Source organism: Agrobacterium sp. 33MFTa1.1 (assembly GCF_004328495.1).
Taxonomy (GTDB): domain Bacteria; phylum Pseudomonadota; class Alphaproteobacteria; order Rhizobiales; family Rhizobiaceae; genus Agrobacterium; species Agrobacterium pusense.
On sequence record NZ_CP036358.1, the window covers coordinates 422961 to 442251 of the forward strand.

Here is a 19291-nt window from a genome sequence, read left to right on the forward strand (position 1 = left end):
GTGATTGATCTGGATCAGGCGCGTGAGGGAGAGGGTACCGTGAGGAATAGGATTTACGCAGCACTGGCGGGGATGACCTGTCTGCTCACGGCTGTCGGCGCCCACGCCGATCAGCCGGTGCATTGGCAAATGGGCATGCAGGAGGCCGCCACGCCGATCATGCACGAAATACGCTGGTTCGAACAATATACGCTCTGGTTCATTGTTCCGGTTACGCTTTTCGTTCTTGCGCTGCTCATCGTCGTCGTTCTGAAATTCCGCGCCTCGGCCAATCCCGTGCCTTCGAAGACCAGCCACAACACGGCAATCGAAGTGGTCTGGACGCTGGCGCCGGTTCTCATTCTCCTGTTCCTTGCTTTCCCGTCGTTCAATCTTTTGAACGCGCAGCTCACGCAGCCGGAAAACCCCGACGTGACGCTGAAGGCGACCGCCACGCAGTGGCTGTGGAGCTACGAATATACGGCTGCCGAGGGCGCCGAGCCGGTCTCCTTCGACAGCTACATGCTGAAGGATCAGGATCGCGCCGCCGCCGGCAAGGAGGACAAGGCCCGCTATCCGCGTCTTCTCGCAGTAGACAATGAAATGGTTGTCCCGGTCGGCAAGACCGTTCGCCTGCTCGTCACCGCCGCGCCGACGGATGTGATCCATTCCTTCGCCATGCCGGCTTTCGGCGTCAAGATCGACGCTGTTCCGGGCCGCCTGAACGAAACCTGGTTCAAGGCGGAAAAAGAAGGCCTTTATTACGGCCAGTGTTCCGAGCTTTGCGGCAAGGATCACGCCTTCATGCCCATCGCCATTCGGGTGGTTTCCGAACAGCAGTACAACACCTGGCTCGCCGCCGCCGGTTCTGACCTGAACGGCGCGAACCGGGCGCTGATGGCCTCTGTCGATGGCGCTCCGCGCACCGTCGACGTTGCCGCCAACGAAACCAACTGATTCTGGAGTGAGGACAATGGCTGGACCTTCCGCACACGACGATCATCACTCGCATGGTCATTCCGCACATGATGGGCACGCGCATGACGACCATTCGCATGATGCACATCATTCCCATACGCCGGGCTTCTTCGCCCGCTGGTTCCTGTCCACCAACCATAAGGACATCGGCACGCTCTACCTGATCTTTGCGATCATGGCCGGTATCGTCGGCGGCGGGCTTTCCGTCGTCATGCGCATGGAACTGCAGGAGCCGGGCATCCAGATTTTCCACGGTCTGGCCTCCATGGTCTACGGCTTTGAGGGCGACGCTGCCATCGACGGCGGCAAGCACATGTTCAACGTGTTCACCACCGCACACGCCCTGATCATGATCTTCTTCATGGTCATGCCGGCGCTGATCGGCGGTTTCGCCAACTGGATGATCCCGATCATGATCGGTGCGCCGGACATGGCTTTCCCGCGCCTGAACAACATCTCCTTCTGGCTGATCGTTCCGGCCTTCATCCTGCTCATTCTGTCACTCTTCGTCGAAGGGCCGGCGGGTGCTTATGGTGTCGGCGGCGGGTGGACCATGTATCCGCCTCTGTCGACAAACGGCATGCCCGGACCGGCGGTGGATCTGGCGATCTTTGCGCTGCACGTTTCGGGCGCGTCGTCGATCCTCGGTGCGATCAACTTCATCACCACCATCCTCAACATGCGCGCCCCGGGCATGACGCTGCACAAGATGCCGCTCTTCGCCTGGTCGGTGCTCGTCACTGCGTTCCTGCTGCTGCTTTCGCTGCCGGTTCTGGCGGGCGGCATCACCATGCTTCTGACGGACCGCAATTTCGGCACGGCATTTTTCTCGCCGGAAGGCGGCGGTGACCCGATCCTCTATCAGCACCTGTTCTGGTTCTTCGGCCACCCGGAAGTGTACATCCTGATCCTGCCCGGCTTCGGCATCATCAGCCACATCGTGTCCACCTTCTCGAAGAAGCCCGTCTTCGGTTATCTCGGCATGGCTTACGCCATGGTTGCGATCGGCGCGGTCGGCTTCATCGTCTGGGCGCACCACATGTATACGGTTGGCCTGTCGCTGGAAGCACAACGCTACTTCGTCTTCGCAACCATGGTCATCGCGGTGCCGACAGGCATCAAGATTTTCTCGTGGATCGCGACGATGTGGGGCGGCTCGCTGACCTTCTCGACACCAATGGTCTGGGCAATCGGCTTCATCTTCCTGTTCACGGTCGGTGGCGTCACGGGCGTCCAGCTCGCCAATGCCGGTCTCGACCGCTCGCTGCACGATACCTATTACGTGGTGGCCCATTTCCACTACGTTCTGTCGCTCGGCGCCGTCTTTGCGATCTTCGCCGGCTGGTATTACTGGTTCCCGAAGATTTCCGGCTACATGTACAGCGAGTTCATCGGAAAACTGCATTTCTGGGTCATGTTCGTCGGTGTGAACCTGATCTTCTTCCCGCAGCACTTCCTCGGCCTTGCCGGCATGCCGCGCCGTTACATCGATTATCCCGATGCCTATGCCGGCTGGAACCTGGTGTCGTCCTACGGGTCCTATATTTCGGCCGTCGGCGTGCTGATCTTCCTTTTCGGTGTCTGGGAAGCTTTCGCCAAGAAGCGGATCGCCGGCAACAATCCCTGGGGTGAAGGCGCGACGACGCTCGAATGGCAGCTGTCTTCCCCGCCGCCGTACCACCAGTGGGAACAGCTTCCGCGCATTCGCTGATGCACGGATCGGGACGCGCGGTAAGGCTCGCGGGTCCCGAGCGCTGAGAAAGAGGGCGGCACGGTCAGGCCCGTGCCGTTTTCCCGAACGGGCTGCCTTTACTGCCGCGTGACATTTTGTCCAAGCGATGCTTGCCTTCCAGCGTGATACATGCGCCGGGATATGATAAATGCCAGTTTTGGCCTTTATGAATGGCAAGCGCAGACGAATGGCGGCAGGACACGGCGTAAGGCCGGGCAGATGGCATCGGCTTAACCGGCTGCCGGTCAGGCTGTGACGTTCGGGACCCATGGATCGACGCATCGCGCATTCCGGAACTCTCACTCGTGTTTCCGGCCGATGCAGGGAATGTCGCGACAGGCGGCATTCGAAGGAAGCAGGACAGGAAATGACCGTTATCGACAATCGCGAAATGCTGGGCGCGGAAAGCTCCGAACTCTCGGAAGCCGGCGCGCGCGATTATTTCGAATTGCTGAAACCGCGCGTCATGTCGCTCGTGGTCTTCACGGCCTTTGCGGGCCTCGTGCTGGCGCCGGGTGAAATCAACCCGATACTCGGCATCATCGCTATTCTCTGCATCGCCGTCGGCGCGGGCGCGTCCGGTGCGCTCAACATGTGGTACGATGCCGATATCGATGCCGTCATGAGCCGCACCGCCAGGCGACCGATCCCGTCCGGCCGTATCACCCCGCGCGAGGCGCTGGCCTTTGGCCTGACGCTGTCGGCCTTTTCGGTAGTCATTCTCGGCCTTGCGATCAACTGGTTCTCGGCCGGTCTTCTGGCCTTCACCATCTTCTTTTATGCTGTCATCTATACGATGTGGCTGAAACGCTCGACGCCGCAGAACATCGTGATTGGCGGCGCGGCAGGCGCTTTCCCGCCCATGCTTGGCTGGGCCTGCGTCACCGGCGGCGTTTCGCTGGACAGCATCATCCTGTTCCTCATCATCTTCCTGTGGACGCCTGCGCATTTCTGGGCGCTGGCCCTGTTCAAGATGCGTGATTATGGCGCCGTTGGCATTCCGATGATGCCGAATGTTGCTGGCGAGCGCTCCACCAAGAACCAGATGATCTGTTATGCGGTGTTGACCGCAGCCGCAGCCGTCGCGCCTTATTTCACTGGTCTGGCAAGCGCCGGTTACGGTATTTTCGCGGCAGTGCTGAGCGCCATCTTCGTATACTGTTCGCTCGATGTCCGGCGCATGCCGGAGGGTGACGAAAAGATGTTGCCGGCCAAGAAAATGTTCGCTTATTCGGTGCTTTACCTTTTTGCGATTTTCTCCGGCCTTCTGGCCGATCATTTCGCGCCGGCCCTGAAGGCCGTCATGTCGGGAGTCCTGTGATGGAAACGGTGGAACTGAGCGCGGCGCAGAAAAAATCGAGACGCGGGCGCAATATTGCGCTCGGCGTCCTGCTCGCCGGTCTGGTGGTGCTATTCTACATCATCACCATCATCAAGATCGGTTCGCACTGACGGGCTGATCGAGGGGGAAGGAGGAGGATATGGCGAATATGGAAGCGCAGACAACGGGGACCGAGCGGCAACGGGTGAGCAATCGCTCCATCCTCGTGCTCTGTCTGGTGTTTTTCTGCGCCATGATCGGCATGGCCTACGCTGCCGTGCCGCTTTATACGCTGTTCTGCCGTGTCACCGGTTACAACGGCACGACCCAGCGCGTCGAGCAATATTCCGATGTGATCCTCGACAAGACCATCAATGTCACCTTTGACGCCAATACGTCGAACGGCCTCAACTGGGATTTCCAGCCGGTCGACAGGAAGGTCACGCCGAAGATCGGCGAAACGGTGCAGGTGACCTTCAAGGCGACGAACCGTTCACCGGTGGCGACCACAGGCACGGCGGTCTTCAACGTCACGCCCATGGAAGCCGGCGCCTATTTCAACAAGGTGGAGTGCTTCTGCTTCACCGAAACGACGCTGCAGCCCGGCGAAACGCTGGAAATGCCGGTGGTGTTCTTCGTCGATCCTGACATCGCCACGGCGCGCGAGACCAAGAGCATTCATACTTTAACGCTGTCCTATACGTTTTATCCGGCCAAAACCGAAAAACCGGTTGCGTCCTTGCCGGTAAAAACCGAATCTGGCGAAAGCAAATTGTGAGAGGAGATCCGGCCTTTGCCGAGGCCGGATCAGGGAAGAGACACCAGGGGATTGTCGCAATGGCAGATACGCATCAGAAGAACCACGATTACCACATTATCGATCCAAGCCCCTGGCCGCTTCTGGCCTCGATCGGCGCTTTCATCCTGACTTTCGGTGGCGTTTGTTACATGCGTTACCTGTCGGGCGGCTCCTTCAAGCTGTTCGGCGCGGAGCTCGCCAATCCCTGGCTGTTCTATATCGGTCTCGTCATCGTGCTCTACACCATGTATGCGTGGTGGGCGGATACGATCAAGGAAGGCCGCGAGGGCAATCACACCCGCGTCGTTTCGCTGCATCTGCGTTACGGCATGATCATGTTCATCGCCTCAGAGGTGATGTTCTTCGTCGCATGGTTCTGGGCATATTTCGATGCCAGCCTCTTCCCCCATGAAGCTATTCAGGCGTCGCGTCTCGAATATACCGGCGGACAATGGCCGCCCAAGGGCATCGAAGTCATCGATCCATGGCATCTGCCGCTCTACAACACCGTCATCCTGCTGCTGTCGGGCACCTGTGTCACCTGGGCGCATCACGCTCTGCTGCACAATGACCGCAAGGGCCTGATATCGGGTCTGGTGCTTACCGTTGCGCTTGGCGTGCTGTTCTCCACCGTGCAGGTTTACGAATACATGCACGCCCCGTTCGACTTCAAGAATTCGATCTACGGCGCGACCTTCTTCATGGCCACCGGTTTCCACGGTTTCCACGTCTTCGTGGGCACGGTGTTCCTGCTGGTCTGCCTGTTCCGCGCCATTGCCGGCGGGTTCACGCCCACGCAGCATTTCGGTTTCGAAGCCGCTGCCTGGTACTGGCACTTCGTTGACGTTGTCTGGCTGTTCCTGTTCTTCGCCATCTATATCTGGGGTGGCTGGGGCGCGCCAATTCACGGCTGATAGGGCCAAGGTAAGGCATCCGGTGGAGCGAGCGGGTGCAATCGTTTCTTCTCCCCGCCGGGGAGAAGTCCGCGGCAGCGGGATGGGAGGGCTCCGGTAGAGATATCCGGAGAGCTAGCCCCCTCATCCGACCCTTCGGGCCACCTTCTCCCCGGCGGGGAGAAGAAGACGCGACGCGATCGAGCAAGAAACAAGTGCCCGGGTTTTGAGGCAGGTTTCCAAGAGATCGACGTCACCCTCGGACTTTGGCCGACTTTGCGGGAGGTTTCACCATGTCAGAGCCATCAGGCAGCAAGTTCGCCCCGGTCGACCCGATCAAGGTGGGCTTGAAGGGCTGCTGCCCTCGCTGCGGCAACGGGCGCCTTTTCGATGGTTTTCTGACGGTAAAACCCGCCTGCAGCGCATGCGGACTGGATTACGGTTTTGCCGATGCGGGTGATGGCCCGGCGGTTTTCGTCATGCTGATCGTCGGTTTTCTGGTTGTCGGGCTGGCGCTCTGGTTCGATCAGCATTTTGCGCCGCCCGTCTGGGTGCATGTCATCTTGTGGTTGCCATTCACGGTGATTGTCTCCCTCGTGCTGCTGCGCAAGCTGAAGGGCATCATGATCGCGCTGCAATACCGCAACAATGCAAGCGAAGGCAGGCTTGACCGTGAATGACGTGTCCCACATGAAGGCGGCGGAAAGGCGGGTCTGGTTCGCTGCGCCGCTGGTTCTGCTGGCGCTTGCCATTCTTCTCGGGCTCGGCACCTGGCAGGTAAAGCGGCTTTATTGGAAAGAGGCGCTTCTCGCCGATATAGAAGAACGGCGAAACGCTGCCCCCGCCACGGTTGCCGAAATAGAGGCGATTGCCAAAAGCGGCGGCGATATCGAGTATCGCAAGGTCAGTCTGTCCGGTACCTTCGATCACGCCCGCGAGCGGCATTTCTTCGCCACCCACCAGGGCAGAACCGGCTATTACATCTATACACCGCTGACGCTTGCCGATGGCCGCGTCCTCTTCGTCAATCGCGGTTTTGTGCCCTTTGAGATGAAGGATCCGGCCAAGCGATCCGAGGGGCAGGTGACGGGCGAGGTGAAGATTACGGGGCTGGCGCGTGCGCCGCTTGTCGCCAAGCCTTCCTCGCTGCTGCCGGACAACGATATCGCCAAGAACATATTCTACTGGAAGGATCTGGCGGCCATGGCCTCCAGTGCGGATATTCCGCCGGACCGGCTGGTCAAGCTTTTCGTGGATGCCGATGCCGCCCCCAATCCCGGCGGCTGGCCGCAGGGCGGGGTGACGCTGATAGATTTGCCCAATAATCACCTGCAATATGCGATAACGTGGTATGGTCTGGCTGCAGCCCTTGTCATCGTCGCCGGTTTTGCCTATTTCCGGAACCACAAGGCGCGCGATGAATAGTGCGCCTGCCGCCCGGCAGGGCTGGCCATCGGCAGGGCACGGAGCACGCCTAAGGAGCTGGAATGAACATCGCCGTTTCCAAACCCCCTTTGACGATAAGGCTGTGCGGACCGCGTGGCTTTTGCGCGGGCGTGGACCGGGCGATCCAGATCGTCGTGCTGGCGCTGAAGGCCTATGGCGCGCCCGTTTATGTTCGCCACGAAATCGTGCATAACCGCTATGTGGTGGAAGGGCTGGAGGCCAAGGGTGCGGTCTTCGTCGAGGAATTGCATGAAATTCCGGCTGAACATCGCGAGCAGCCGGTGGTTTTTTCGGCGCATGGCGTTCCTAAATCGGTGCCTGAGGATGCGCAGGCGCGCAACCTGTTTTATCTCGATGCCACTTGCCCGTTGGTCTCCAAGGTCCACAAGCAGGCCATGCGCCACCAGCGCCTCGGCCGCCATGTGGTGCTGATCGGCCATGCCGGTCATCCAGAGGTCATCGGCACCATGGGCCAGCTTCCCGAAGGCACCGTCTCGCTCATCGAAACGGTGGAGGATGCCGACCGTTATGAGCCGCTGGACCGCGAAAATCTCGGCTTTGTCACCCAGACGACCCTGTCGGTCGATGACACGGCAGGCGTGATCGCCAGGCTGCAGGAACGCTTCCCGGCCATTCAGGCGCCCGCCGCCGACAGCATCTGTTACGCGACCACCAACCGTCAGGATGCGGTGAAACAGGCAGCGCCCGGCTGCGACCTGTTCATCGTCGTCGGCGCCCCCAATTCCTCCAATTCCAAGCGGCTGGTGGAAGTGGCCCTGCGTGCGGGTGCGAAGCGCTCTGTCCTGGTGCAGCGGGCCTCCGAAATCGACTGGAATGAAATCGGCGATATCCGCACCGTCGGTCTCTCGGCCGGTGCATCCGCTCCTGAAGTCATCGTCGATGAAATCATCGAAGCCTTCAAGGCCCGTTTCGACACCACGCTCGATCTCGCCGTGACGGTTGAGGAAACGGAACATTTCCTCGTCAATCGCGAGTTGCGCAGCATCGAGCTGACGACGGATGATATGGCTTTCGTCAACGGCAATGCCAGCAACGCGCTGCCGCCCAAGGCTGCAGCCGGCGCTTGACGTGGTTTAGCGGGAAGGGTGGTATTCGCCCCGCGCCGCTCTGCCGGATTTCCACTCCATCCTTCATCAAGAGATTTAAAATTGGCAGTTTATACTGATATCACCGAAGATGATCTGAGGAATTTCCTCACGCAGTACGACGTCGGCAGCCTCACTTCATACAAGGGAATTGCCGAAGGCGTCGAAAACTCCAATTTCCTGCTGCATACCACCAAGGACCCGTTGATCCTGACGCTTTATGAAAAGCGTGTGGAAAAATCCGATCTGCCTTTCTTCCTCGGCCTCATGCAGCATCTGGCCGCCAAAGGCCTGTCCTGCCCCTTACCACTACCGCGCAAGGATGGCGAGTTGCTGGGAGAGCTGTCGGGCCGCCCCGCCGCGCTTATCTCCTTCCTTGAAGGAATGTGGCTGAGAAAGCCGGAGGCGAAACATTGCCGCGAAGTCGGCAAGGCGCTGGCCGCCATGCATCTGGCGGGCGAAGGCTTCGAGATCAAGCGGCCGAACGCGCTCTCCGTTGAGGGCTGGAAGGTGCTGTGGGAGAAATCCGAAGACCGCGCGGACGAGGTGGAGAAGGGGCTGAAGGACGAGATTCGCCCCGAGATCGATTATCTCGCGGCCCATTGGCCGAAGGACCTGCCGGCCGGTGTCATCCATGCGGATCTGTTCCAGGACAATGTGTTCTTCCTCGGCGACGAACTCTCCGGTCTGATCGACTTTTATTTCGCCTGTAACGATCTGCTCGCTTATGATGTGTCGATCTGCCTCAATGCCTGGTGCTTTGAAAAGGATGGCGCTTACAATGTCACCAAGGGCAAGGCGTTGCTGGAAGGTTACCAGTCGGTGCGGCCGCTCAGTGAAGCGGAGCTGGAAGCGCTGCCGCTTCTGGCGCGCGGTTCGGCTCTGCGCTTCTTCCTGACGCGGCTTTACGACTGGCTGACAACGCCGGAGGGCGCGCTGGTGGTGAAAAAAGACCCGCTGGAATATCTGCGCAAGCTGCGGTTCCACCGTTCCATCGCCACTGTCGCCGAATACGGGCTGGCCGGCGAATGAAGCATGTCGATATTTTCACCGATGGCGCCTGCTCCGGCAATCCGGGTCCGGGAGGCTGGGGTGCGGTGCTGCGTTACGGCGAGGTGGAGAAGGAACTCTGCGGCGGCGAGGCCGAGACCACCAACAATCGCATGGAACTGATGGCGGCGATTTCCGCACTCAATGCGCTCAAGGCCCCCTGCGAAGTCGATCTTTACACCGACAGCGCCTATGTGAAGGACGGCATCACCAAGTGGATTTTCGGCTGGAAAAAGAAGGGCTGGAAGACAGCCGATAACAAGCCGGTCAAGAATGTCGAGCTGTGGCAGGCACTGGAAGTGGCGCGCGAGCGCCACAAGGTTACCTTGCACTGGGTGAAGGGCCATGCCGGCCATCCGGAAAACGAGCGCGCCGATGAATTGGCGCGAAAAGGCATGGAGCCTTTCAAACGGCGGTAATGCAAGACTGCTCTATTTTGCGCCGGACAAAATCCGAGCCGGTACGCCCCCATCCGGGGTTGTGAAAACCGAAACCCGACCTATCTTGTCGTCAAGGGGTGCTCCGGTGGTGCCCAACGGAGGAGAAAAATCCGGATGATCCTGCATTGTGTCTTTCTACGCTTCAAGGCCGCGACGGCCGCTTCTGAAAAACATGCAATTTTCGAGGCGATCGCCGCCCTGAAAGACGTGATACCCGGCATCGTCGATGTGAAATACGGACAGAACGTTTCACCCGAAGGGCTGAATGGCGGTTTTGTCGATGGCTTCATCGTGAGGCTTGAAAGCCCGGAAGCCCGGGACGAATATCTTGCCCACCCCAAGCATATGGAGGTGGGGGAGCGCCTCGTGTCACTCACCGATGGCGGTCTTGCCGGGCTTCTGGTGTTTGATATGAATGTTTGAGAAGGCGGCGCCCCGCCGCTCTCTTGCCTCATGCTCGGGCCGGCCCCAAACATCTGCAGCATTTCGTTTTTGGTGAAATGATTGGATCCTCGGGACAAGCCCGAGGATTTATGGCTCGGCCTGTGGCCAAACATTTGGCCTTAAAGCTGCTCGATCATCGCCGCAGCCGCAGAGACCGTCGCCTGACCGGGGTTCTCTTCCACGTTGAGTGACTTCACGACGCCGTCTTCCACCAGCATCGAATAACGCTTGGAACGCACGCCGAGGCCGCCGGCGGAGAGGTCGGCATCAAGGCCGAGCGCCTTGGTGAAGGACGCATCCCAGTCGGCGAGGAAGTGGATTTTGCCCTGACCGCCCGAAGATTGCGCCCATGCGCCCATTACATGCCAGTCGTTGACGGCAACGACTGCGATATCGTCAACGCCTTTGGCCAGAATAGTGTCGCGGTTTTCCAGGTAACCCGGCAGGTGGTTCAGCGAGCAGGTGGGGGTGAAAGCGCCGGGAACGGCAAAGAGAACAACCTTCTTCCCGCCGAAAAGCGCTTCCGTGGTGGTTTCCACCGGGCCATCGGCCGTCTTTTCCTTGAAGGTTGCGGAAGGCAGTTTATCGCCGATCTTGATGGTCATGTCCGTGCTCCTATGGCCGTTCGGTTCGCGCGACTATAGAGTTTGCCAGGGAAAAGTGGAACCCGGTTTTCCCTGGAAGACAAACGAAAACAAGCTGTCCGGATACTGGCAGGTTCGCAACGAATCCAACGGTATCAGGAGCACGGAAATGAAATCCGCCATGCGGTTTTCACGGTGGATTCCACCGCGGAGCCACCGTTCAGGGCTTCGGGAAATTCAGCATCGTCTCCATGGCCCGGTCGCCCGATTTGACCAGAATGGGCCAGCTGTTGCCCTGCACCTGATAGGTTTTCGGCAGACCCTTGATGTTCATGTAGAAGGAGAGCTTGCGCTTGTCGCGTACGAGGTTCTGCGGCTCGTAATAGGCAAAACCCGATGGGCCGGCGATGAAGATTTCGGTCTCCTTCGGCGCGTTTTCCGGAAGCTGCAGCTGCACGCCGAGCATGGTCTTGTCGGGCGTGATGTGGAAATCGATCACCTTGAAATCGTCGGATGCCGCTTCGGGCAGTGTTTCGCGCGCCTCTTCGAGAAGGCGGCGCTCCTCGCTGTCATCATCACCAGCCGTGCCCCGGTCGATGGAGAACTTCGCCTCGAAGGGGATACAGATATTCTGGCAGACGCCGATGAATGCGGTGAGGTCGATCTTCCCGCCAGCTGCCGGATCGGTAACCTTCAGCTGAAAGGGAAGGCTGACGGCGTGGTCATAACCGATATCGGTTATATCGCCGTTTTCGATCAACTTCGGAACCGGATAGGCCATGGCGGTCAGCATCGCACCGCTGGTCGGATCAGGCGTGATCTGCGGCGGTATGCCTGCTTCTCCGGGTTCGCGCCAATAGGTTATCCAGCCGTCCTTCGGCTCGATCTGCAATACGCCGCGCACCACGCCGTTTGCATCCACGGCAAGGCTCGCGACGCGCATCTGGCCGCCCTCGCTTCTGGCCCAGTCGGTAATGTCGGCCCGGGCGGCTTGCATGCCGCCGAGGAGGGCGGCGAAAGCAGCCGCGAGGTGAAGATGTGAAAATCGAAAGAATAACCTGACGCTCATGCTTCCCGTCTAACCCAACATCGACCGGCGGACCAGTTACGAATTCGTGGGGTTCATCATTTTCGGTTGATTGATCGGGCGGTATGCCGCATCCTGTCCTTTGTCGAAGTGCGAACGCCGTTTTCCGTTAAACGACGGAATTCGGCCTGCTGGAGGCGCCTGTGAGCTTTTCAACCCTGATGGACAAGCGCGAACGTGGCTTTCTCGACGGCCAGTTCCTCATTGCGATGCCGGGGCTGGACGACGGCAATTTTGCCCGTGCGGTGATCTATATCTGCGCCCACTCGGACGCCGGGGCCATGGGTTTCATCATCAACCGGCCGCAGCAGATTACCTTCACGGACATACTGCTCCACCTGAAACTGGTGGACAGCAACGACGCCATCATGCTGCCCAACCGCACCCGTGAGTTCCCGATCCAGTGCGGCGGCCCGGTGGAATCCGGCCGAGGTTTCGTTCTGCATTCGGATGACTATTTAAGCGAATCCAGCATTCCCGTCAGCGATGACATTTCGCTGACCGCAACGCTGGATATCGTCCGCGCCATTTCCAACGGCCGCGGCCCGCAAAGGGCCACCATGATGCTCGGTTATGCCGGCTGGGGGCCAGGCCAACTGGAAAACGAGATCGCCAATAATGGCTGGCTGAACTGCCCGGCTGCGGAGGAGCTGATTTTCGACCGCGGGCTGGACAATAAATACGAGCGGGCGCTCGCCCTGATGGGCGTTGATGCACGCATGCTCTCCACAGATGCGGGGCATGCCTGAGCCTCATCTTCCCGCTCGTTTTGGCTGGAACCATTCTTCTCCCTTTGGCGTTACTTACCCGGAAAGCCGCACAGACAGTACGGTTCAACTAGGGAGCAGTAATATGGGTAGCACATCTGACAAGGTCGCCGGTAAAGCCAATGAAGTTGCTGGTAAGGTGAAGAAGAACGTCGGTGAAGCGACCGGCAATAATGAGTTGCGCGCCAAGGGTGCCGCCCAGGAAACCAAGGGCAAGGTACAGTCCTCCGTCGGCAAGGCGAAGGATGCCGTAAAGGGCGCCGTCGACCGCATGTAATATCGCCGGATTGATTGCGCCTCTCTGATGATGGGGCGCGCGGAGCGCATGTGTTCAAGAGCACATGCGCTCTTGTCGTCTGAGCGCCGGAACGCTCTTCCTGTTGCGCCGTTCATGTCAATGTCCCAGATTTGCCTCCGACCAACTGATCCATCGCAAGGGTTTCATCGATGAAGCTTTTTTCCTGCGCATCCTGCGGCCAGCCGGTGCATTTCGACAATCGTTTTTGCGTTTCCTGCGGTCATCGTCTTGCCTTCGTGCCGGAGCGCCTGTCCATGGAGGCGCTGGCCCCGGCCGGTGAGCCGAACTGGCAGATCGTCGCGGAACCGCAAAAACAGGTGCGGTTTTGCGCCAATGAAGTGAACGATATCTGCAACTGGTCGGTGCCCGCGGGAAGCGAAAGCGCATTTTGCCCTGCCTGCAGCCACAATCGCCTTGTGCCCGACATTGCGACGCAACAGGGCATTGAGCAATGGCGTCGTATCAGCCAGGCGCAGCGTCATCTGTTTTATTCTATCCTGCGGCTCGGCCTCCCGCATCCCAACCGTGATGCCGATCCCGCTGGCGGCCTTGTCTTCGACTTTCTGGTGGATGAGGTGGCGCCAGATGGTTCCGTCATTCCGGCCATGACCGGTCATGACGAGGGGCTGATCGCCATTCGTGCGGCCGAGGCCGACGATGCCACGCGCGAACAGGTGCGCGCCAATATGAACGAGCCGTACCGCACAATGCTCGGCCATTTCCGCCACGAAGTCGGTCACTTCATCTGGAACAAGCTCGTACGCGATGCAAACCGACTGGAGGCCTGCCGCGCCGTCTTTGGCGATGACAGAGAAGATTATGGCGCTGCCCTGCAACGCAATTACGACGAGGGTCCACGTCCCGACTGGCAGGACAGCTTCATCAGTTCGTATGCCTCCGTCCACCCTTGGGAGGATTTTGCCGAATGTTTCGCGCATTATCTGCATATCGTCGATACGCTTGAGAGCGCGCGCGCCTTCGGCGTGGCGATCGACCCCGACGGGCATGAAGAAATGGCGGCGGAGGTGACTTTCGATCCTTACAATGCCCGCAGCGCTGCACAGCTGGTCAAGGCCTGGATTCCGCTCAGCGTTGCGATCAACTCGATCCAGCGCAGCATGGGGGAGGCGGACCTCTATCCCTTCGTCCTGACGCCGCCGGTGGTTGCGAAGATGGAGTTCATTCACGACCTGCTGCATGGGAGGGTGGCGGCGGATGCGTCAACACCGGTGCAGGCTGCCGTGGTTCAGTGAATATCGACAAGCGAGGAGTAAAAGCCGGCGAACGCGGTGTTTCCTCCTCCGGTCGTGCCGTACTTGATCCGTATACAACCAGCCCAAGTCCTTGGGCTGAAAGGACTTTTCCCGCCGTGCCGACGCGCGTCGGCTGGATTTCCGGCTCAAGGCCGGAATGACGGAGGTAGATACCTCGCGTTTCAATACTTCGCTTACGAAGCCCGCTTCGTCGGCTGGAACCGCTCGCGAAGAAGCTTTAGCGCCGCATCGCCGGAAACCGGCGTGCCAAACAGGAAGCTCTGGCCGAAATGGCAGTTCATGCGGGCCAGTTCGGCCGCATCCTCAGGCGTTTCGATGCCTTCCGCCACCACCTGCATGTCGAGCGCCCGCGCCATGGCAATGACCGAGCGCAGAAGCACGTTACGCTTGTCGCTGGTATTGGCCACCAGCGCCTTGTCGAGCTTGATCGTATCGAAGGGGAAACGGGTGAGATAGGCGAGCGATGAATAGCCCGTGCCGAAATCGTCCATTGCGAGGCTAAGGCCGGTTTCCTTGAGCTTGGAAAGCACAAGCCGCGCCTGTTCCGGATTTTCCATGACGACGGATTCCGTCAGTTCCAGCTTCAGCTGCTGCGGGTTGCAGCGCGTGCGGGTGAGCATGCCGCGAACGTCGTTATAGAGTTCGTTGTTCAGCAATTGGGCACTGGAAATATTGACGGAGATGAAGATCGGCATCTTGTCGATGGCATGTTGCCAGTCCATCAGGTCGGTCGCTGCCCGTTCCAGCGCGAACATGCCGAGCGGCTCGATCAGGCCGGAGGCTTCGGCAATCGGAATGAACTCGCTTGGCGGGATATTGCCACGCTTCGGGTGCTCCCAACGCATCAGCGCCTCGAAACCGGCAAGCTCCCCATCATCGAGCTTGACGATCGGCTGATAGGCAAGCGACAGCTCCTTGCGCTCGATAGCGCGGCGAAGGTCACTTTCCATCTGCAGCCGGTCGGTGCCCGAGGTGCGGAAGGCGGGACGGAAAGGCTCGACACGATTGCCGCCGGCGCGCTTGGCGCGATACATGGCCAGTTCCGCATCGCTGAGCAGACCTGCCGCACTTTCCTGTTGGTCGATCCACGAGACGAGGCCGATAGAAGCGGTGAGAATGATTTCGCGATTGGCGAAATTGATCGGCACCATGATCGCCTTGTTCACCGCATCGGCGAAATCCGCCACACGCTGCGGATCGCGCTCCGAGGTCAGGATCAGGCCGAATTCGTCGCCGCCGAGACGAGCCAGCGTGTCCTGCGGTTTGAGCAGCCGACGCAGGCGCCGGGTGAGGGCAATCAAAATATTGTCGCCGGCAGCAATGCCGAGCGTGTCATTGACCAGCTTGTAGCGGTCGATATCGATCGCCATCACGGTTGGCCGCACGCCCTCGCTGTCCGGCGAGAGGTTGAGGATCGATTGCAGGCGGTCGAGGAAGACCTGCCGGTTCGGAAGCCCGGTCAGATTGTCGTTCATCGCGTCCTGCAGCAGCCGCTCGACCGAATTTCTCTGCTCTGTAATATCGGTGATGGTGCCGACGCAGCGGATGATTTCGCCGTTGGAGCCAAGAACGGGACGCGCACGGATTTGCAGCCAGTGGAAATGGCCATCCTCGGCGCGAATACGGAATTCGTGGTTCAGGCGGCCCTTGCGATGGTCGAGCAGCACGTCGAGTGTGGCCTTGAACCGGTCGCGGTCATCAGGGTGCAGGCGCGGCAGCCAGTTGCGCGCGGCGCCATGCATGGTTCCGGGCTCCAGCCCCAGGCGGTTGGAAATATCAGGCGTCGTGACGATACGGTCACGCGTCACGTCCCAGTCCCAGACCGTATCGCCGCTGCCCGTGAGCGCCAGCGACTGGCGTTCCAGATCGGAGAACAGCCCCTGCTGATAGGCGCTGCCGGCAAAGGCGTGCTGGATGACCGTAAAGCCGATCAGAAGGACGATCAGTACCAGCCCGCCGCCAAGCGCAGGCTGCACGATGTCGTTGTCCAGCTGTCCCGTCACCGTCAACCAGCTGCCGAACAGCCAGACGAGGATCAAGGCCCAGGATGGGACAAGCAGGATAGCCCGGTCGTATTTGTTGAAACCGAGATAGATGATGAGCGCGATGCCCGCCGTCGCCGTCAGCGCGAAGGAAACACGCGCGATACCGGATGCGACGGAAGGGTCGTAGATCGCCACGCCAAACAGCAGCGCCAGCCCCACCACCCAGGCAAAGGTCGCATAACCCAGATGTGCGTGCCATCGGTTCAGGTTGAGATAGGTGAAGAGAAAGACGACGAAGCTGGAGGCGAGCGCCACTTCCGCGCCCGCCCTCCATATTCGCTGATCGCTGGAGGTGACGGTGATGAGCTTTTCGAGGAAGCCGAAATCAACGCATATATAGGCAAGCACGGCCCAGGCGAGGGCGGCAGATGCGGGCAGGACCGAGGTTCCCTTGACCACGAAGAGAATGGTCAGGAGCACGGCAAGCAGGCCGGCAATGCCGAGCACGATGCCGCGATAGAGCGTGAAGGCGTTGATCGTATCCTTGTAGGCTTCCGGTTCCCACAGATAAAGCTGCGGCAGCTGCGGCGTGGAAAGCTCGGCGACGAAGGTGATGACGGAGCCGGGATTGAGCGTGATGCGGAAGACGTCGGCGTCCGGGCTTGGCTGCCTGTCGAGCGCAAAGCCTTCGCTGGGCGTTATCGCCATGATGCGTTGCGAGCCGAGATCCGGCCAGAACAGCTTGGAATTGACGAGACGGAAATGCGGCGCGACGATCACGCGCTCCAGCTGCTCTTCGGAGACATTGGCAAGCGCGAACACGGCCCAGTCGCCCTGGTGATCGTCGGAACTGGCACGCACCTCGATGCGCCGGCGGATGCCGTCAGGACCCGGCGCGGTGGAAACCTGAAAGGCTTCGCCCTGATTGGCATAGATATCCGTGGTGGCGGTGAGATCGAGCGCTGTGTCGTCACGGGAGATCTTGACCGGCTCGAAGGCGAAGGAATGGGAGGCAAAAAGCAGGAAAAGCAGAAAAAACGGCGCAGCCAGCGCGATTGCCGCCAGACGTTTCGTGAGGCAAGGCGCAGTGTGATTGTAGGTCATGTATCGTACTTCGTTCCGCCGGAGCTTTGCTTGTCGGCAAGAAGGGAAAACATCATATGATCCCGCCATTGGCCATTGATTTTCAGATATTCCCGCAAGAGACCTTCCCGCTGGAACCCGGCATTTTCGAGGAGCCGGATGCTTTTGAAGTTTTCCGGAATACAGGCTGCCTCGATACGGTGCAACTGAAGTCCGTTGAAGATGTAGGGTATTACCAATTTTAATGCGGCAGACATATGGCCTTGGGCGGCATGCCGTTCACCGATCCAGTATCCGATCATGCAGCTCTGCGCCGCCCCGCGGCGGATATAGCCGATGGTGATGCCGCCGACCAGAAGCGTCTCTTTTTCGAACAGCAGGAAGGAAACGGCGGTGCCGGAAGAAAATTCCTGTCCGTTACGCACCACGCGCATGCGGAAGGCGCCCTCCGTCAGTTCGTCCGGCCGCCAGGTCGGTTCCCACGGCTGTAGAAACTGCCGGCTCTCGGATCGCAGCACGTGCCACTGCTTGAAATCGCTGTAGCGCGGCAGTCTGAGAAGGTGATTGGCGCTGCGCAATTCGGGTGTGTCATTATGTCGGGAAAGAAAACGCAGCATTCACGATCCCTGTCAGGCAGATATCGCCATCCGCGAATGGGATGGCGAAAAAGATGAGCGGTCTTCACCTTCAAATCCCGCTCTCATATCGGTTTATCCGTTCGCCTTTATCCTTGCGGGCTGCTGCGCGGACAGCGCGGCCGTGATGTCGGAAAGAGGCGGCAGATGTTCGAGCGGGCCAATTGCAGACAATGTCGGAACTGTATCGAAAAACAGCCGTCCTGCAAGATCGGTCAGGCGCGTGCGGGTGATGTCGCCCAGCCGCTCCATCATCTCTTCATTCGGAATGGGTCGGCCGTAAAGCATCATCTGGCGGGCGATCTGGCCGGCGCGGGCAGCCGGGCTTTCCTGGCCCATCAGCAATTGCGCGCGGATCTGCGCACGGGCCCGGTCGATTTCCTCCTGGTGGATGGTCTGCGAGGACTTGCGCAGCTCCTCCAGAATGACGGGAACCAGTTCAGGCAGGTCGTTGCCGCCGGTGGCCGCATGCACGCCGAAGATGCCGGTATCGGAAAAACCCCAGTGGAACGCATAGACGGAATAACACAGGCCGCGATATTCACGCACTTCCTGGAACAGGCGGGAAGACATGCCGCCGCCGAGAATATTGGCGAGAATCTGCGAACAATAGAAATCGCGGGCATGATAGGCCTTGCCCTCGAAGCCGAGAAGCACCTGTGCATCCATCAGGTCGCGGGTCTCTCGGATTTCTCCGCCGGTATAGACAGCCTTTTCAAGCACAGGTGTCGCCACTGGCAGCTGCGGCAGCGAGGCGAAACGCTCTTCCACCTGCTTGACGAAGCTCTCGTGATCGACCGCGCCGGCCGCAACGACGAAGATGCGGTCCGTCGTATAATTGCGGGCGAGATAATGCCTGATCTGGCCTGTCGTGAAGGATTGCACGGTCTCGGGCGTGCCCAGGATCGGCCGGCCGATCGTCTGGTCGCGATAGGCGACACCGGAGAAATTGTCGAAGATCACGTCGTCGGGCGTATCGGTGGCGGCACCGATCTCCTGCAGGATGACGTTCTTTTCGCGCTCCAACTCGTCTTCATCGAAGAGCGATTCCGTCAGGATGTCGGCAAGGATATCGACCGCGAGCGGAACGTGATCCTTGAGGACGCGGGCGTAGTAGGAGGTTGTTTCCGTCGACGTCGCGGCGTTGACTTCGCCGCCGACATTTTCGATCTCTTCGGCGATCTGACGGGCGGTGCGGCGCGCCGTGCCCTTGAACGCCATATGTTCGAGAAGATGGGCGATGCCATGTTCGGCAGTCGTCTCGTTGCGGGAGCCGGATTTGATCCACACCCCAAGAGCGACGCTTTCGAGATGTGGCATTCTTTCCGTGACAACGGTCAACCCGGACGAAAGCCGGGTCAAATTTACTCTCATACTCAACGTCTTTCCG

The 19291-nt window shown here is 59.6% G+C and carries 20 protein-coding genes; 15 read left to right on the forward strand and 5 right to left on the reverse strand.

Translation table 11 applies throughout. From position 1 onward, the window contains the following. Window positions 1-72: 72 nt before the first annotated feature. From coxB to EYD00_RS02125, 12 genes are all read left to right on the forward strand, one after another. Window positions 73-936, forward strand: coding sequence for a cytochrome c oxidase subunit II (gene coxB / locus EYD00_RS02070; RefSeq protein WP_034496285.1), 864 nt, complete (start codon window positions 73-75; stop codon window positions 934-936). A gap of 16 nt (window positions 937-952) precedes the next feature. Further along, window positions 953-2668: a cytochrome c oxidase subunit I gene (gene ctaD / locus EYD00_RS02075; RefSeq protein WP_004440364.1), complete on the forward strand. Its 1716-nt coding sequence runs from the start codon at window positions 953-955 to the stop codon at window positions 2666-2668. Between the two features lie 388 nt (window positions 2669-3056). Beyond that, window positions 3057-4010, forward strand: coding sequence for a heme o synthase (locus EYD00_RS02080; RefSeq protein ID WP_004440366.1), 954 nt, complete (start codon window positions 3057-3059; stop codon window positions 4008-4010). After that, a complete protein-coding gene (locus tag EYD00_RS26125; protein WP_003521105.1) occupies window positions 4010-4141 on the forward strand; it encodes a cytochrome c oxidase system small membrane protein in 132 nt (43 codons plus the stop codon). The genes EYD00_RS02080 and EYD00_RS26125 overlap by 1 nt, the downstream gene beginning before the upstream one ends. Window positions 4142-4170: 29 nt before the next feature. Beyond that, the gene (locus EYD00_RS02090) at window positions 4171-4788 is read left to right on the forward strand and encodes a cytochrome c oxidase assembly protein (RefSeq protein WP_004440369.1); all 618 of its coding nucleotides are present in this window, start codon (window positions 4171-4173) and stop codon (window positions 4786-4788) included. A gap of 59 nt (window positions 4789-4847) precedes the next feature. Beyond that, window positions 4848-5723 carry a cytochrome c oxidase subunit 3 gene (locus EYD00_RS02095; RefSeq protein WP_004440371.1) on the forward strand — a complete coding sequence of 292 codons (876 nt, stop codon included), beginning with the start codon at window positions 4848-4850 and terminating at the stop codon, window positions 5721-5723. Between the two features lie 272 nt (window positions 5724-5995). Further along, the gene (locus EYD00_RS02100) at window positions 5996-6382 is read left to right on the forward strand and encodes a DUF983 domain-containing protein (RefSeq protein WP_004440372.1); all 387 of its coding nucleotides are present in this window, start codon (window positions 5996-5998) and stop codon (window positions 6380-6382) included. Then, complete coding sequence (locus EYD00_RS02105; RefSeq protein ID WP_373887381.1) at window positions 6351-7127, forward strand: SURF1 family protein; 777 nt, start codon at window positions 6351-6353, stop codon at window positions 7125-7127. The genes EYD00_RS02100 and EYD00_RS02105 overlap by 32 nt, the downstream gene beginning before the upstream one ends. 62 nt (window positions 7128-7189) lie before the next feature. Further along, complete coding sequence (ispH, locus tag EYD00_RS02110; protein ID WP_004440375.1) at window positions 7190-8236, forward strand: 4-hydroxy-3-methylbut-2-enyl diphosphate reductase; 1047 nt, start codon at window positions 7190-7192, stop codon at window positions 8234-8236. 81 nt (window positions 8237-8317) lie between these two features. Beyond that, window positions 8318-9286 carry a homoserine kinase gene (locus tag EYD00_RS02115; protein WP_004440378.1) on the forward strand — a complete coding sequence of 323 codons (969 nt, stop codon included), beginning with the start codon at window positions 8318-8320 and terminating at the stop codon, window positions 9284-9286. Beyond that, window positions 9283-9723, forward strand: coding sequence for a ribonuclease HI (gene rnhA / locus EYD00_RS02120; protein WP_004440380.1), 441 nt, complete (start codon window positions 9283-9285; stop codon window positions 9721-9723). Before EYD00_RS02115 ends, rnhA begins: the two co-directional genes overlap by 4 nt. Before the next feature lie 135 nt (window positions 9724-9858). Next, the gene (locus EYD00_RS02125) at window positions 9859-10167 is read left to right on the forward strand and encodes a Dabb family protein (RefSeq protein ID WP_034495938.1); all 309 of its coding nucleotides are present in this window, start codon (window positions 9859-9861) and stop codon (window positions 10165-10167) included. Between the two features lie 140 nt (window positions 10168-10307). Here the strand turns inward: EYD00_RS02125 and EYD00_RS02130 are convergent, their stop codons facing one another. Both EYD00_RS02130 and EYD00_RS02135 read right to left on the reverse strand, forming a co-directional pair. Further along, the gene (locus EYD00_RS02130) at window positions 10308-10793 is read right to left on the reverse strand and encodes a peroxiredoxin (protein WP_004440384.1); all 486 of its coding nucleotides are present in this window, start codon (window positions 10791-10793) and stop codon (window positions 10308-10310) included. 199 nt (window positions 10794-10992) lie between these two features. Then, window positions 10993-11841, reverse strand: coding sequence for a protein-disulfide reductase DsbD domain-containing protein (locus EYD00_RS02135; RefSeq protein ID WP_004440386.1), 849 nt, complete (start codon window positions 11839-11841; stop codon window positions 10993-10995). Window positions 11842-12002: 161 nt separating this feature from the next. Between EYD00_RS02135 and EYD00_RS02140 the strand changes: the two genes are divergently transcribed. The 3 genes from EYD00_RS02140 (at window position 12003) to EYD00_RS02150 (ending at window position 14177) form a co-directional block, all read left to right on the forward strand. Further along, on the forward strand, window positions 12003-12608 hold the full coding sequence (locus EYD00_RS02140) for a YqgE/AlgH family protein (RefSeq protein ID WP_004440387.1): 606 nt from the start codon (window positions 12003-12005) through the stop codon (window positions 12606-12608). Window positions 12609-12711: 103 nt separating this feature from the next. Continuing rightward, window positions 12712-12903: a CsbD family protein gene (locus EYD00_RS02145; protein ID WP_004440389.1), complete on the forward strand. Its 192-nt coding sequence runs from the start codon at window positions 12712-12714 to the stop codon at window positions 12901-12903. A gap of 170 nt (window positions 12904-13073) precedes the next feature. Continuing rightward, entirely contained in the window at window positions 13074-14177 is a 1104-nt protein-coding gene (locus tag EYD00_RS02150) for a zinc-binding metallopeptidase family protein (protein ID WP_034495936.1), read from the forward strand. A gap of 194 nt (window positions 14178-14371) precedes the next feature. Here EYD00_RS02150 and EYD00_RS02155 read toward each other — a convergent pair whose 3' ends face one another. The 3 genes from EYD00_RS02155 to EYD00_RS02165 all read right to left on the reverse strand — a co-directional run bounded on the left by EYD00_RS02155 (window position 14372) and on the right by EYD00_RS02165 (window position 19275). Next, window positions 14372-17287: a sensor domain-containing phosphodiesterase gene (locus tag EYD00_RS02155; RefSeq protein WP_004440393.1), complete on the reverse strand. Its 2916-nt coding sequence runs from the start codon at window positions 17285-17287 to the stop codon at window positions 14372-14374. Continuing rightward, window positions 17284-17883 (reverse strand): GNAT family N-acetyltransferase, encoded by a 600-nt coding sequence (locus tag EYD00_RS02160; RefSeq protein ID WP_004440394.1) that lies wholly within the window; start codon window positions 17881-17883, stop codon window positions 17284-17286. Before EYD00_RS02160 ends, EYD00_RS02155 begins: the two co-directional genes overlap by 4 nt. A 93-nt stretch (window positions 17884-17976) precedes the next feature. Beyond that, complete coding sequence (locus tag EYD00_RS02165; protein WP_004440396.1) at window positions 17977-19275, reverse strand: M16 family metallopeptidase; 1299 nt, start codon at window positions 19273-19275, stop codon at window positions 17977-17979. Window positions 19276-19291 lie beyond the last annotated feature (16 nt).